Origin of the sequence: Paeniglutamicibacter sp. ORCA_105, assembly GCF_045798545.1 — a bacterium.
GTDB lineage: Bacteria > Actinomycetota > Actinomycetes > Actinomycetales > Micrococcaceae > Paeniglutamicibacter > Paeniglutamicibacter sulfureus.
In genome coordinates this window covers 1-14252 of the sequence record NZ_JBIXLM010000030.1, presented here as the reverse complement: position 1 = coordinate 14252, position 14252 = coordinate 1, and the positions used below count along the sequence as shown (strand labels likewise).

The following is a 14252-nucleotide window of genomic DNA, read 5'->3' as shown; positions in this document are numbered from 1 at the left end:
GGAATGTGCCATCGGTTCGCAGGCCGATCCCCCGCCCGGGCTAGCGCGCCTTTGGCACTTGGCCCGCTTCCGCCGCAACGGCATCGACCCGCTCGAGCGCCTGCGGCAAGTGCTTGCGGGAGTTCGCCCCGATGAACGCGATCGACACCAAGCACAACAACAACAATCCGGACATGATCCAGGCCGTATTGACCCACTGCGCAGCGAAGGCAACCACCGTGGGGGCCAGGAACCCCACATACGCCAGCGTGTAAAAGAACCCCGTGAGTTTACCCAGCTCGTGTGCCGCGGCCAGTCGCTGGATCTCCAGGAGCCCACCGACCATGAGCAGTCCGTTGGAAGAGCCCAGGATGGCGGAGGCGACCAGGCCCAGTGCGGGACTGGCGGCAAGGATCGCGACGAGCAAGACCGCCAGTCCCAGGAACGCAGCGAGCGTCCCGGTCAGCATCGAGCGTGCATTGCGGACGGTGTCCAGCCGTCGTGCCAGCGGCTGGATCAGCACGCTGAAGCCCAGGGTGATGGCCACTGCTGCGGTGGCGTACGCGAGCCGTCCCTCTCCCAACCCGGGGATAACCGCCGGCACAACCGCAAAGCCCGTGGTGCCCGCCGCGAACACCCATGGTGCGGCCGGCGCCACCACCAGCCCGAATCGCTTGCGTGCCCCGGGGTGCGGGGCCGGATGGGAGGCCAGTGTGCCCCGGGTGGTACCGCCGGAGCGGGTCTCGGGCAGCCTGGCCACGATGCAAAGCAACGGGATGCACAAGGCGATGTGCAGCGCGTAGGGCATGATCGCCGGACCGGGGGCGAAGCTGGCCAGCAAGCCTCCCACAACAGGCCCAAGCCAGAAACCGGCGCTGGTCAAAAGCGATGCACGCCGGGCCCCCGATCCCGCCATCGAGTCCATGTCCCAAGGCGCCTGGGACAGCTCTTTGACCCAACTGGTGGCCGCGGCCATGGCAAGGCCGGTGGCAATGCCCGCCATGAATCGGCCGGCAAAGAGCGGGAAGGTTCCGATGACCGACCCCATCATGGCCACGTTGGCCGACATTGACAGGGCGACTGCAAAGAGCGTGACGGGTTTGCGTCCGGTCCTATCCGAGTACCGGCCTCCCCACAGCAGGGCCGGCACCAGGCCCACAACGTAGATGCCCAGCATCGAGGTCACCATGACCTCGGAGAAACCGTGTTCCTGCCGGTAGAACACCAGCAGGGAAACGAATTGGTTGGCTCCCCAACCCACCATCATCAGGCTCAGGGCAGCGGGGAGCCAATGCTTCCTCTGGTCGGTTGTGACGCTCACGTTCTTGTCCTTCTCATCATTCACGGGCTGCGTCTCGCGCGCGCCCCCGGCACTTGATCGCGAGCGCTTCAACGACCAGTCTGCCACGGCACCGGAGAGGCAGGCCGATCCGTGACTTGCCCCTCATAGCGGCAAAAGCCCCGGCGAGCACGCGGGGATGCAGGGACTCGGGAGACTATTCTTGTTCGACCACCGACAGGAGCCGAGATCATGAAGTTGCCCGTTGCAGAATTGCACATCCACCTCGAAGGGACGCTGGAACCCGAAACCATCCTGCATCTGGCCGAGCAGAACGACATCAATCTTCCCTAGACATCCCTGGAGCACCTGAGGGAACAATACGACTTCAGCAATCTCCAGTCGTTCCTCGACCTGTTCTACACCAACATCGCGGTGCTGCGCACGCGCGCGGATTTCCACGCGATCGCCCTTGCCTACCTGCGCCGTGCCGATGCCTCAGGGGTCAGGCACGTCGAGCTGTTCTTTGACCCGCAAGCCCATCTGGAACGCGGTATCGGGTTGGGCGAGGTCATCGGGGGCATCCGTGGCGGGCTGAGCGAAGGAGAGGATCTCTTCGGCATCACCCACAAGCTCATCGCCTGTTTCTGGCGGCACGCGCCCGCGGCATCCGCCATGGAAATCCTGCGCACGGTGCTGGCGGAAGGCCATGACATCGACGGCATCGGGCTGGACTCCTCGGAGCTCGGCTACCCGCCTGTCCTGTTCCAGGATGTTTTTGCCCTTGCGCGCGAGCACGGACTGCATGTGGTGGCCCATGCCGGCGAGGAAGGACCCCCGGAATACATTGTCCAGGCCCTGGACCTGCTCAAGGTCGAACGCATCGACCACGGCATCCGCTGCCTCGAGGACGAGGCCTTGGTTCAGCGATTGGTCACGGAACAAATGCCGTTGACCGTCTGCCCGCTGTCGAATGTGCGGCTGCGCGCCGTCGACTCCCTGGCCGACCATCCGTTGAAGAGGATGCTGGAAAAGGGACTGAATGTGTCCATCCATTCGGACGACCCGGCCTACTTCGGCGGCTACCTTGACGCCAACTTCGAGGAAGTGAACAGGGTCCTTGGCCTGACACCAAAGGAGCAGGCGACGCTGGCCACGAACTCGATCGAATCCTCTTTCCTGGAGGAGCCGGTGAAGACACGCTTGACGGCCGAGGTGGACGCGTGGCTTCATGCCGCGGGCCACGACTCGTAAACAGGAGTTAAAGGCGCCAGGGAAGCGCCCGTTTTGGGGTTAACGGGCACTTCCCTAGCCGAGGATCGCGGCGGCGTTCCAAGGGAACCAGGCCGCGATGCTCACGGACGTCGTCGATGGGCAGGCGCCCCGGCGACGGCCGTTTTTTGGGGCGCCAAGGAAGCACCTGCATGGGGGAACAGGGACTTGCTTGGCGGATCGGGGGCCACGGCAGGGTCCAGCGGGACCAGGTCGTGGAGGGGGGCTGCTAGGGAACCAGGTAGTTGCTGTCGCGGGCGTCGGTGATGAGCATGTGCCCCGGCGCGTGGCCGATGGCCAGCGCCGGCTTTGACTCCATGACCGCCGCCTGCGGAGTGACCCCGCAGGCCCAGAACACCGGGATGTGCCCGGCCGGGATTTCCACGGCATCGCCGAAGTCGGGCTTGGACAGATCCGTGATGCCCAGTTCCTCGGGGTTGCCGATGTGCACCGGTGCGCCGTGGACCGCCGGGTAGCGGGAGGTGATGCGCACGGCGTCTGCAACCTGGGAGGCCGGGATGGGACGCATGGACACGACCATGGGTCCGGACATGGAGCCGGCCGAGGCGCTGCGGATATTCGACTTGAACATCGGCACGTTCACCCCCTGGTCGATGTGGGCGATCCTGATTCCGCCTTCCATCAGGGCCGTCTCGAAGGTGAACGAGCAGCCCACGATGAACGTCACCAGGTCATCGCGCCAGTATTCGGCCAGGTCCGTGGGCTCTGCGACCTTTATGCCGTTTTCGTAGACGACATACTTCGGCACGTCGGTGCGGATGTCACCGCCGGCCAGCAACTCACCACTGGTCTCCCCCGCATCCAGCACGCCCAGGATCGGGCAGGACTTGGGATTGCGCTGGGCGAAGAGCAAGACGTCAAAGGCCTGGTCCCTGGGCACGATGATCAGGTTTGCCTGGGCGTAGCCGAGGGAGAAACCAGCGGTCGGCACCGTCAATCCGTTGCGGAACAGTTCGCGTGCCTGCGTGGGGGAAAGTGTTGCGCGTTCCCCGGTTCCGGGTGTGGGTGAATTGGCGGGTGTCATGATTGCTGGCGTCCTTCCGAAAGGGCGATCGTGGAGGGCTGGAGGATTGCGGGCAGATCCGGCGCGTGGGCTAAGCCCAGAGCTTGGACAGGCCGGCCAGGGAGTTCCAGCCCAGGAAGAGCGTCAGCAGCCAGGTGGCCACCCCGATGCCCAGCAGCCACTTCGGGTAAACGTAGCCCTGCAGCAGGTCCCGACGGCGCCAGGCAGCCCAAAGCAGGACCGCGAAGCCAACGGGTAGGATCAATCCGTTGAAGGCGCCGGCAAAGATCAGCAGCGTCTGCGGAGCCTGGCCCAAGAAGAGGTAGATGACGGCACAGACCGCGATGAACGCGACGGTGATCAGGTTGCGGGTGCGTTCGGGAGTGGTGGACTTCGTGATGAACGAAACCGAGGTGTAGGCAGCGCCAATCACCGAGGTCAGGGCGGCGGCCCACAGGATCACTCCGAAGGAACGCATTCCGATGTCGCCCGCGGCGATGCCAAAGGCCTCGGCCGCCTTGTTGTTCGTGGTCAGCACGGCTCCGCCGGCGACCACTCCGAGGATGGCCAGGAAGAGGAGTACGCGCATGATGCCGGTGACGATGATGCTCAGGATGGAGGTCTTCGTGATGTCCTTGATGTTCTCAAGGCCGGCGGCACCGGAGTCGAGCATGCGGTGGGCTCCGGCGTAGGTGATGTAGCCGCCGACGGTGCCACCGATCAGGGTGGTGATGATCAGGAAGCTGATGTTCTCCGGCAGCACCGCGTTCTTAAGGGCCTCGCCCACCGGGGGTGCCGCGACGATGGCCACATAGAGCATGAGCAGGATCATGATTGCGCCAAGCATGACCACGATCTTGTCCAGGGCCATGCCTGCGCGCTTGGAGAGGAAGATCAAGATGGCAACGACGGCGGAAATGATGCCGCCGATCTTGGGGTCAAGCCCCATCATGGCGTTCATGCCCAGGCCGGTTCCGGCGATGTTGCCGATGTTGAAGACCATGCCGCCGATGAAGACGAGTCCGGCCAGAACCCAGCCGATGCCCGGGAGAACCTTGTTGCCCAGCTCTTGGGCGCGCAGGCCCGAGACGCCGATGATCCGCCATACGTTCAGCTGGACGGCGATGTCCACCAGGATGGAGACGACGATCGCGAAGGCGAACGAAGCGCCGATCTGGACCGTGAATTCAGTGGTCTGGGTGATGAAGCCGGGCCCGATGGCGCTGGTGGCCATGAGAAACATGGCACCAAGCATTGCGGTGCGCCTGGCTGAAGTGCTGAGCTTCGGTTTCGTGCTTGGAGTGGCCATGATTCCATCCATCGGGGGTTGCGGGTGACTGCTGTCACAAGTGGGAGCGATGAGAAGTACACTACAGGTTGTTCAACAATCCTGACAAGAGGTTGTTGAACAATTTATTCCGACGCGCCTCGAGCCCCAGTCCTTGAGCACGGGACGAAAACTCCTACGATCCGGGCATGACAAGGCCCTCCCCCGCAAAATGAAAACGCGCCCTTGCTGCTGGGGAGGGCCAAACTTGTTGCGGCTTATGCGCCGTGTTCGTATGTGAGACAGTCGGCATTGTCCGCGCCGGGCCCCACCCGCACCGAGTCCGCCGCGCACATCAGGTGGTCATTGTGGGTGCATTCCATACGCTGGCAGGCACCCACCGAGGCCAGGATCTTCGGCAGACCGCCATGCACCCCGGTATCGATGAACGTCGCACATTGTGCGTGGTCGGTATTTCCGCCAATGGTGATGCCGGATGCCCCGCAGTGGGTGTGGTCATTGAACGAGCAATTGGATACGGAGCATTCGGTAACGGGCACGGTGACGGTCATGGTGCACTCCTCAAGCCTGCGGTCACGCGGATTTCGAACCGCTCTGCCTACCACGGTAACCCCAATGCGGGCCGGGAAATTAGTGCTGTTTTCCGGACCTAATTGCCCTCTCGTTACCCATGCGTACATATTCATGCGGTGCCAATTCCGCGCGTGGAATATGCCCAAATCGACTCCGGGCACCCTGGCCGTCATGACTTGCGTCACGCGCCGATCGTCCCTTCGGCTGTAGCCTGAGCGGGTGAAGTTTCTCAATGATCTGAAGCCCGCCCATGACCTGACCTACAACGACATCTTCATGGTTCCCTCGCGATCGGCGGTGGCCTCCCGATCCGGGGTGGACCTGTCCACCCCGGATTCCGTGGGAACCTCCATCCCGCTGGTCATTTCCAACATGACCGCGGTGGCCGGCAAGCGCATGGCCGAAACCGTTGCCCGCCGCGGAGGGATCACGATCCTGCCCCAGGACATCTCCCTCGTGGCCCTGCAGGACATGGTCGCGAAGGTCAAACGTGCACACCCCGTCTTCGAGACACCCATCACCGTGGACGTCAACGATTCGGTATCCGCCGCCCTCGCCCTGCTGGGCAAGCGTTCCCACGGCGCGGCAGTAGTGCTCGAGGGCCATCGCCCGGTGGGCATCGTCGCGGAAAAGGACTGCCTCGGCGTCGACCGCTTCACCCCGATCCGCCAGGTGATGACCTCCGAAATCGTCACGGCAGACAAGGACACGCACCTCGACACGGTGTTTGAGATGCTCAGCTCCAGGCACCTGGGTATGGTCCCAGTCCTTGACGGCGAGCACCTGGCCGGGGTGCTGACCCGCAAGGGCGTACTGCGCTCCGGGCTGTACACGCCGGCAGTGGATCCCGCGGGGAACCTGATGGTCGGGGCCGCCGTCGGAATCAACGGCGACGTGGGCGCCAAGACCCGCGAACTGCTCGAGGCCGGCGTGGACGTCATCGTGCTGGACACCGCCCACGGCCACCAGGAGCGGATGATCGAGGCCCTGCCGCTGGCAGTTGCGGCCCGCGACGACTTTGCCCAACGCACCGGTCGCCGCATCCAGATCGCGGCGGGAAACGTGGTCTCAGCCGCCGGCACCCGGGACCTGGCCGAGGCCGGCGCAGACATCCTGAAGGTTGGGGTGGGGCCCGGCGCCATGTGCACCACCCGGATGATGACCGGTGTGGGACGTCCACAGTTCTCGGCCGTCCTGGAATGCGCCACGGCAGCACGGGAGGCCGGTGCGGAGGTTTGGGCGGACGGCGGGGTCAAGTACCCGCGCGACGTGGCCCTGGCGCTGGCGGCCGGCGCCGCCAGCGTGATGGTCGGATCCTGGTTCGCGGGGACCTACGAATCGGCAGGGGACCTGGTCTCCGACGGCGAGGGACGGCTCTACAAGGAAAGCTTCGGCATGGCCTCGGCCCGCGCGGTGCAGCAGCGCACCAAGCACCAGTCGGCGTTTGAACGGGCCCGAGCGGCGCTCTTTGAGGAAGGGATCTCGCACTCCCGCATGTACCTGGACCCGCACCGGCCGGGCGTGGAAGACCTGATAGATTCGATCGTTTCCGGGGTCCGCTCGGCCTTCAGCTACGCCGGCGCCGCTTCGATTCCCGAATTCCGCGATCGCGCCATCGTCGGGGTGCAGTCCGCCGCCGGCTATGAGGAGGGGCGTCCGCGCGAGGTCTCCTGGTAAAGCCGGGCTACAGCCAGGGCACCGCGCCCTGGCTGTGCTCGAAGACCAGCGACGTCTGGGTGGTGGCAACCGCGGGGTTTGCCGACAAGTTGTCGAGCACGAACTGGCGCACGTCCTTTGAGTCGCGCACCGCTACGTGGATCAGGAAGTCGTCGGCACCGCCCAGGAAGAAGAGCTGGGTGACCCCGGGCTTGCCGCGCATTTCCTCGGCAAAGCTCGACATGAGGTGGCGGGCGCCCGGGCGGATCTTCACGAAGATCAACGCCTCGAGCGCGTGGCCCAGGACCTCGGGATCGATTTCCAGGGTAAAGCGGCGGATGACCCCGGCAGAGCGCAGGGCGTTGAGCCGGGCCAGGCAGGTCGATGGCGCGATGCCCAGTTCCTCGGCGAGCGAGTTGTTGGTGCGGCGGGCGTTCTCTGTGAGCATGCGCAGCAGCCCGCGGTCGATGTCATCGAGCTCCACGGGGCCGGCCTCGCGGGGGTTCCTTGTCGTGATGGCCAAGTCTGTACCCAGCTTTCGCAATGTTTCGTTGGTTTCCTGAATCCTACCGAAGAATATTTGCCAAAGACCTCAACACGCTGCAGGAAGCCCACCCGGAACGATGGCGCAATCGTTATGTACTGCGCACTCCACTGATCGACGGATATCCGCCTCAGCTGTCGCGCCGGCGGTAGCGGATCCAGGCCAAGGTCGCGATGAGAAGGACCAGCGCCCCTGCAACGATCCACTGCCATCCCAGGGCCAGCCACGCGTAGATCACCGCCATGCCAACGGTGGAATAGATGGTGGCCCAGATCAGGCACCCGACAATGACGGCCGGAAGGTAGCGCAGCACCGGCATCCGGGCGACGCCGGCGCTGGCATTGACGGCGGTCTGGATGCCAACTGTCATGAAGGACAGCGGAATGGCAAACACGCCCCAACGCTGGATGAAGCGTTCGGCTCGCTGATAGATCGGGCCGGTCAGCAGATGCTGAAAGCGGGTGTGCTCCACCCCGGCGGCAATGCCTCGGCCAATCCAGTAGGTGGTGTTGGCCCGAGCCATGGACAGCAAAAAGAGGAACGCGAAGGCCCAGCCAAACGGTGCGTCGCGTAACCATGCCATGGGTCCCAGCCTATCGGTGCCGCCGCCCCTTGTGCGGTTTTGGTGAGCCACCAGACACCGGCCGGCGCGGGCCGTGCGCCGCCTAGGGTACCGAGCGGATGTTGCGCACCAGCAGGGCGCCGAAGATGCCAATGATCGCCGCAACGATGAACAAGGCCGTGTAACCGCCCAGCACCTTCACTGCGAAGAAGGCCAACGCCGGGGCGATGACCTGCGGCAGCGAGTTGGCCACGTTGATCACGCCCATGTCCTTGCCACGGGATTTGGCCGAGGGCAGGACCTGGGTCAGCAGCGCAAAATCGACAGCAAGGTAGGCGCCAAACCCAAGCCCCAGGACGGCGGCACCGATGACAGCGCCGGCGAAGTTCTGCGACACCGCGATGATCAGGGCGGAGGAGGCCACGACGATCGAGGAGACAATCACGAAGATCTTCCGCTTGCCCGACCTGTCGCTGATCGGACCCAGGAGCACTGCGCTGATGATGACCATGATCGCGTAGATGCCGGTCAGGATCAGCACTCCTCCGGCGGGGTCGGGGTGTTTGACGACGTCGGTGAGGAAGAAGAGCAGGTACACGATGGTCATCTGGTTGCCGGTGTTCATCATGAACCGGGTCAGCCAGGCCCACCCGAAGTCCCGGTGGGTCATCGGGTTGATCCAGAAGCCCTTGACGAAGTCCAGCAAATTGAACGGCGGACGGAACTCGCGCGGCAGGGCTGGGTCGTTGGCACGCAGCACGTAGGGAATGACGGAGACGACCAGGGCTGCGGCGCAGATGATGTAGCCCACGGCGATATTCCCGGTGATCATGAAGCCCACCACGGCACCCAGCAGGATGCCCACGGTTTGCCCCATGGCCGCGAGCCCGCCGATTCCGCCGCGCCGGCGTTCCGGCACGCGGTCCGGGATCGTGGCGGTGACCGCGGCATAGGCGGAGTTGGCACCTGCCTGCAGGCCGCACCAACCCAGCAACATCAGCCCGACGGTTGTGGCCCCGGAGAGCATCAACAGCGACGCGGCACCCAGGATGGCCCCGGCGAGGATCCAGGGCGAGCGACGCCCCATCTTGGAGACGGTGCGATCCGAGAGCGCCCCGAACAGCGGGTTGGCCACCAGCGCCACGGATGCGCCGCAGGCGGTGACCAGCGACAGGATCGCTTCCTTGGACCCGGCGTCGATGGCCGTGGCCTGCAACCCGAGCAACACGTTGATGGGGGCAAAGAAGACAATGTTGATGCCGATGTTGATGGCGACAACCGAGGCCACCCAGCTGCGCTTGACGTTTACCGTCGGTGTGCGCAGGGCCTCGGGAAGTCCCGCCTCGCCGCCTCCGGGAAGAGTCGCGGGATCGTTGGGGTTATGCGGCATTTAGAGCACGCCCGAAAGCAGGCCGGCACCGGTGCCGACGACCAGGGCGGCAATCAGCAGCCAAGTGATCACTTTTACGCGTTTGCGAATCGATTCCATAGTGCGTTTATCGTAGGCGAGATATGCAGCGAATGTCCCGTTGGAGAAGACGCCATGGCGCAGTGTGTAACGTCTTTCATCCAATCGGCGGCTTAGGCTGGTGACATGAGCAAAACCGGTTCCGAGGCACCCCTGTGGGCACCGCGCCACAGCGGCTGGAAAATGGCGCACCATCTTCTGCCATCTTTTGTGTTGTTCGCCTTTCTAGCCGGCACCGGAATCTATGCCGCACTACATGCCAGTCCCGTGTTGTCCACGGCACTGATCGCCAGTGCCCTGGCGGTATTGCTCGGCGTGGCATCTGCCTACCGCCGCCCCACGGAGGATCACGCCGCGGGCACCGAGGCCGTTCTGACCAGCACGGGGCCGCGCGCCGCCACATGGTTCCCGATGTTCCGGACCTCGGCCCAATGGGCAGCCGTGGTGATGGGTCTGGCGGTAGTGATTTTGGTGGCCACCGTGGCGCTGAGCGCCCGGCTGCTGATCCTCCAGGACTACGACCCGCTGGTCCTGATCATCTTGTTGGCGATTTTTCTGTTGGCCACCGGCATATACGTGCTGAACCGCGGAATCCGGTTGGCCCGCATTGCGGCAGCGTCCCAGGAACCCGGTGTCTACCTCACCCGCAGCCGCATTGTGGTCCATGGATCGCGCGGCGCCAGGGAAATCTATTGGAACGATGTCGCCGGCATCGAGGCGGCCGATCCCGCACGGCACAAGCCCCTGGGCAAGCGCGGCCCGGCCTGGATCGTGGTACGCCAGGAGGCCGGGGAACAGGCACGGGCAGGAAAAGTGGTCATCCTGGTCCATGAACTCACGGCCAACCCGGACCAGCTCCTGCGCACTTTGGAGCATTACTGGGCCAATCCCGGAGACCGTGCCGAGCTGGGCACCGGGGCGGCCCTGGTGCGCGTGGCAACCTTGCGTCCGAGCCCCTAGCAGGGGGCGTCAGGGCGCGTCGGTTCCCGGGAACAGGAGCACGCGTCCGTCCCTGACCTCGACCTTGTGGGTGCGGGCATCGTTGAGCGCCGGGAGGCAAAGCACCCTGCCGTCCCGCAGGTCGAAGCGCGAGGAATGCAGCGGGCATTCGATCTCGTCCCCCTCGATCCATCCCTCGGACAGGGAAGCAACCTCGTGCGGGCACTCGTCGTCCAGGGCGTAGTAATCCCCCGCCTCGGTGCGAAAGAGGCCGATGTCATCCGGATACCCGCTGGTCTCGCCCGAAACCAGCACGGCGGTGCCCGGTTCCAGCATGTCCACCTCTCCCAGATCCACGGCGCGCTGACTGTCCCCGGTGGGTTCGGTGTCCATCCTGGATCTGCCTTCCTGCTGGCCGGGGGGGCAAACAGCGTCCTGCCGTTGTCCCGCCTCCAGTCTGGCCCCGCCGCGGGACGGGGGCAAGGAAGAACCGAAGTATGCCGACGGGGAACAGCTGATCACGTATTCCATGCCCAGCGCCCAGTGGGTACTCTTGCGCCATGAGACCCCTTCGGTACTCCATCAACGTCACCTTGGATGGGTGCTGCGATCATCGTGCGGGAGTCGTCGACGAGGACCTGCATCGACATGCTGTTGAGAACCTCGTCCGGGCCGACGCCCTTCTTTTTGGCCGTGTGACCTACCAGATGATGGAGGAAGCATGGCGCTCGCCGGTGGCTGCGGGGGCGAGGCCCGCTTGGATGGAGCCCTTCGCCCGGACGATCGACGCGGCGAGGAAGTACGTCGTCTCGAGCACCCTGGAAAGCGTCGATTGGAACGCGGAGCTCGTGCGCGGGGACCTGGAAAAAGCCGTCCGGCGGCTCAAGGCAGAGACCGGCCAGGGAATTTTCGTGGGCGGCATGAAGCTTCCGTTGGCGCTGGCGGAGTTGGGGTTGATCGATGAGTACGAGTTCGTGGTGCATCCCAGGCTGACGGGCCACGGGCCGAAGTTGTTCGAGGGGCTGTCCAGACATATCGATTTGAGGCTCGTGAGCCGGCTGGAGTTCGCCTCGGGGGCGGTGGCCATGCGGTACGAGCCGAAAAGCTAGGCCACGGGTCCGGTCGCGGTAGGCGAAGACCCTGCCCCCTCACCCGGATCCGGGTGACCGTGCCTAACGTGCCAGCTTCTTCAGCTGGACTCCCGGGTCGGCGAGCGCGGCGGCCTGGACGATGATGCCCTTGTCTATGATGCGCCGCGCCGCCTTGATGGTCAGTCCCCCATCGATGGCCGCTGCTCCCAGCATCCGCCCGTCGGCCGCGATGCGGAAGGCGGCCACGGGTTCCCCCTCGCTGATCCGCAGGATCGTGGTGCCCTCGGCGTTCATGTCCCCGATTCCCTCAACGTGGGTGCCGTGCCGGTCCGACCAGAACCAGGAGGCACCGTGGACCGGTCGTTCCTGCTCCAGGATCGCCGCGGCGGCGGTGGCCCCGGTGTTCATGGCGTACTCCCAATGCTCACCGCGGCGCAGCAGCGTTCCGTCGGCCTTCCGGGTACGGGCCATGTCCCCCACGGCGAAGACGCCGGGGTGCGAGGTGCGCTGGTTTTCATCGACCAGCACCCCGTTGTCGGTTTCGAGCCCCGCGGCCTGCGCCAGCTCGGTGTTGGGGATGATGCCGATGCCCACCAGCACCTCGTCGCACTCAACGACCCGACCGTCAGCCAGCTCCAGCCGGTGGCCGTCGGCGGTGCGGGTGATGCCCACGGGGGCGCCGTGGATGACGGTGATCCCGGCGTCGGCATGCATGGCGTGCAACCGCCTGGCCAACTCCGGTCCGACCGCGGGAACCAGGGGCGGGTCCATGGGGTCAACGAGCGTGACCTCGGCGCCCAGCTGCCGGGCCGAGGAGGCGACCTCGGCACCGATGAGCCCGGCCCCGACGATGGCCAGCCGCATCCCGGGGACGATCTTGGCCCGCAGCCTGTCTGCATCCGCGCGGTCTCGCAGCACCAACACGGAGTTCAGGTCCCCGCCCGGGATCGGGAGCGGGCGGGCGGAGCCGCCGGTGGCCAGGACCAGGCGGTCGGTATGCAGCGTCCGACCGTCCTCCAGTTCCACCCCCAGGGGCTCGAGTTCCAGGGCCCGCACCGTGCCTTGAAGAAGGTCCACCCGGTGTTCGGCGAACCATGAAGCGGGGGCAAGTTCGATGCCCGCGGCGTCCTTCTCCCCCAGCAGGTAGCCCTTGCTCAGGGGCGGACGGTCATAGGGGATCCCTGCCGGATCGATGATCTGCAACGTTCCGGCGTATCCGCGGACGCGCAGGTTCTGCGCCACGGTGAATCCGGCCAGGCCGCCTCCGACGATCAGGATGGAATCAAGGTTCATGGGGATGTTGCCGATCCGTTCGGGTTGGTCGTTCGTGTGCCCAATGGCGGGCACACCACGGCGATTGGCTTTGCTTCTGCTCCCTCCATCATCCCGCGGACGCGGCACCCCGGGGAAAACCGTGACGGCGCTGGGTGCGGAACCGGACTCAAGACTCGGCAGCTGTCTGCTCGGCCAGCCGCTTCAGTTCCCTCAGTTGCCTGCGCATCATCACCAGGTCCCCCCAGGCCAGCGCGTATTGCCGAAGGCCCTTGAACGCTCCCGCGGCAGGAGGAACCACCAGCTGCGCCGAAAGCCGGGACCCGTCGCCGAGCCGATCGACGCCGTAGTGGACGCTCAGCGGTCCAAAAAGACGCGTCGGGGATCCGTCGTTGACGCGGAGGGTCATCGAGGCTCCCGGCACCACCGCGGTGACGGTGAAGATCCTCATGACGCTGTCGCCGACCTGGATGTCGAGCAGCGACCGGTCAAGGGTCTGCGGGCTGCGCCGCCCGTAGTTGTCGAGCAGGTCGTAGCTGTGGGGCGCCACCCGCAGTTGCATGACCCACTCAAACACGGTGTTGGTCGGCGCGTCGACGTCGATGGCGCGGAACCAGCGTTGCCCCGGGGCCAGCGCGGTGAACGGCTGTGCCGCCATGTCGCGGCCCGCGCGCCGCGATTCCGGGTACCACCACCAGGGCGCCCGCTGCGGAGGCGAATCCGACCCGATGGTGCTCATGCCCTCATCCCCGCTTCCGTGCTTTCGTGGCGGCCTTGCCGCAGCCTGCCCCGGAAGCACGGCGCGCTGGTGGGCGGAGGGCAAGGCGGGAAGAAACGATGCGGGGCCGGGCGCTGCACGGGGTCCACGACCGGGATGCCGGATGACGGGATGTTCATGCTGTGCTTCCTTTACACCTCGGGAGGGTGCTTTGCAGCCAAATCTACGCCACGCCCCATGCCTGCGGGTGGCCCCGGTGTCCGGGATCCGCGGGCGTAATTTTATGCACTAGTGCAATCTATTGGCCCACGTCGGCAGGATTTTACGGGTGCCACGGGTTCGTGGCCTCCGAAGTCGTGCCGCACCTTGGCACGACCCATCCCCCGGCACCCGGGCACGCGTCTAGGGTTGAGCTAAACCACCTTCCGGCCCACCGATTTACGCAGGAGTTTCACGATGACCGTCACCCAGATTCCCGATTACACGACCGACGCCTTCTTCGGCCTCGAAGACAAGTGGCTGCAAACCGCCGAAGGCGAAATCACCCACTACCACGAGCTCGGCGAAGGCACCCCGATCCTCTTCCT

At 65.3% G+C, this 14252-nt stretch carries 13 protein-coding genes and 1 pseudogene; 4 read left to right on the top strand and 10 right to left on the bottom strand.

The window, feature by feature from the left end:
- Positions 1-40: 40 nt before the first annotated feature.
- Positions 41-1387 (bottom strand): MFS transporter, encoded by a 1347-nt coding sequence (locus tag ACIPUB_RS14405; protein ID WP_407607993.1) that lies wholly within the window; start codon positions 1385-1387, stop codon positions 41-43.
- A 123-nt stretch (positions 1388-1510) separates the two neighbouring features.
- On the opposite strand from ACIPUB_RS14405, the pseudogene ACIPUB_RS14400 reads away from it, so the two are divergent.
- Positions 1511-2512, top strand: a pseudogene (locus ACIPUB_RS14400) (adenosine deaminase).
- Positions 2513-2759: 247 nt separating this feature from the next.
- Here ACIPUB_RS14400 and ACIPUB_RS14395 read toward each other — a convergent pair.
- The 3 genes from ACIPUB_RS14395 to ACIPUB_RS14385 all read right to left on the bottom strand — a co-directional run bounded on the left by ACIPUB_RS14395 (position 2760) and on the right by ACIPUB_RS14385 (position 5393).
- Positions 2760-3575 (bottom strand): putative hydro-lyase, encoded by an 816-nt coding sequence (locus tag ACIPUB_RS14395; protein ID WP_407607992.1) that lies wholly within the window; start codon positions 3573-3575, stop codon positions 2760-2762.
- A gap of 70 nt (positions 3576-3645) precedes the next feature.
- On the bottom strand, positions 3646-4863 hold the full coding sequence (locus ACIPUB_RS14390; RefSeq protein ID WP_407607991.1) for an NRAMP family divalent metal transporter: 1218 nt from the start codon (positions 4861-4863) through the stop codon (positions 3646-3648).
- Between the two features lie 236 nt (positions 4864-5099).
- Entirely contained in the window at positions 5100-5393 is a 294-nt protein-coding gene (locus ACIPUB_RS14385) for a DUF1540 domain-containing protein (RefSeq protein WP_302264509.1), read from the bottom strand.
- Positions 5394-5634: 241 nt separating this feature from the next.
- Here ACIPUB_RS14385 and ACIPUB_RS14380 point away from each other — a divergent pair, with 241 nt between their 5' ends.
- On the top strand, positions 5635-7092 hold the full coding sequence (locus ACIPUB_RS14380) for a GuaB1 family IMP dehydrogenase-related protein (RefSeq protein ID WP_407607990.1): 1458 nt from the start codon (positions 5635-5637) through the stop codon (positions 7090-7092).
- A gap of 7 nt (positions 7093-7099) precedes the next feature.
- Here the strand turns inward: ACIPUB_RS14380 and ACIPUB_RS14375 are convergent, their stop codons facing one another.
- The 3 genes from ACIPUB_RS14375 to ACIPUB_RS14365 form a co-directional block, all read right to left on the bottom strand.
- Positions 7100-7519, bottom strand: coding sequence for an Lrp/AsnC family transcriptional regulator (locus ACIPUB_RS14375; RefSeq protein WP_407608030.1), 420 nt, complete (start codon positions 7517-7519; stop codon positions 7100-7102).
- Positions 7520-7745: 226 nt separating this feature from the next.
- Positions 7746-8198 carry a DedA family protein gene (locus tag ACIPUB_RS14370; protein WP_407607989.1) on the bottom strand — a complete coding sequence of 151 codons (453 nt, stop codon included), beginning with the start codon at positions 8196-8198 and terminating at the stop codon, positions 7746-7748.
- 82 nt (positions 8199-8280) lie between these two features.
- On the bottom strand, positions 8281-9567 hold the full coding sequence (locus tag ACIPUB_RS14365; protein ID WP_407607988.1) for an MFS transporter: 1287 nt from the start codon (positions 9565-9567) through the stop codon (positions 8281-8283).
- Positions 9568-9771: 204 nt separating this feature from the next.
- On the opposite strand from ACIPUB_RS14365, the gene ACIPUB_RS14360 reads away from it, so the two are divergent.
- Complete coding sequence (locus ACIPUB_RS14360; RefSeq protein WP_407607987.1) at positions 9772-10605, top strand: hypothetical protein; 834 nt, start codon at positions 9772-9774, stop codon at positions 10603-10605.
- A gap of 9 nt (positions 10606-10614) precedes the next feature.
- Here the strand turns inward: ACIPUB_RS14360 and ACIPUB_RS14355 are convergent, their stop codons facing one another.
- Positions 10615-10977 (bottom strand): non-heme iron oxygenase ferredoxin subunit, encoded by a 363-nt coding sequence (locus tag ACIPUB_RS14355; RefSeq protein ID WP_407607986.1) that lies wholly within the window; start codon positions 10975-10977, stop codon positions 10615-10617.
- Positions 10978-11144: 167 nt separating this feature from the next.
- Between ACIPUB_RS14355 and ACIPUB_RS14350 the strand changes: the two genes are divergently transcribed.
- Positions 11145-11693 carry a dihydrofolate reductase family protein gene (locus ACIPUB_RS14350; RefSeq protein WP_407607985.1) on the top strand — a complete coding sequence of 183 codons (549 nt, stop codon included), beginning with the start codon at positions 11145-11147 and terminating at the stop codon, positions 11691-11693.
- Between the two features lie 63 nt (positions 11694-11756).
- Here ACIPUB_RS14350 and ACIPUB_RS14345 read toward each other — a convergent pair whose 3' ends face one another.
- Entirely contained in the window at positions 11757-12968 is a 1212-nt protein-coding gene (locus ACIPUB_RS14345; RefSeq protein WP_407607984.1) for an NAD(P)/FAD-dependent oxidoreductase, read from the bottom strand.
- A 148-nt stretch (positions 12969-13116) separates the two neighbouring features.
- On the bottom strand, positions 13117-13686 hold the full coding sequence (locus tag ACIPUB_RS14340) for an SRPBCC family protein (RefSeq protein ID WP_407607983.1): 570 nt from the start codon (positions 13684-13686) through the stop codon (positions 13117-13119).
- Positions 13687-14252 lie beyond the last annotated feature (566 nt).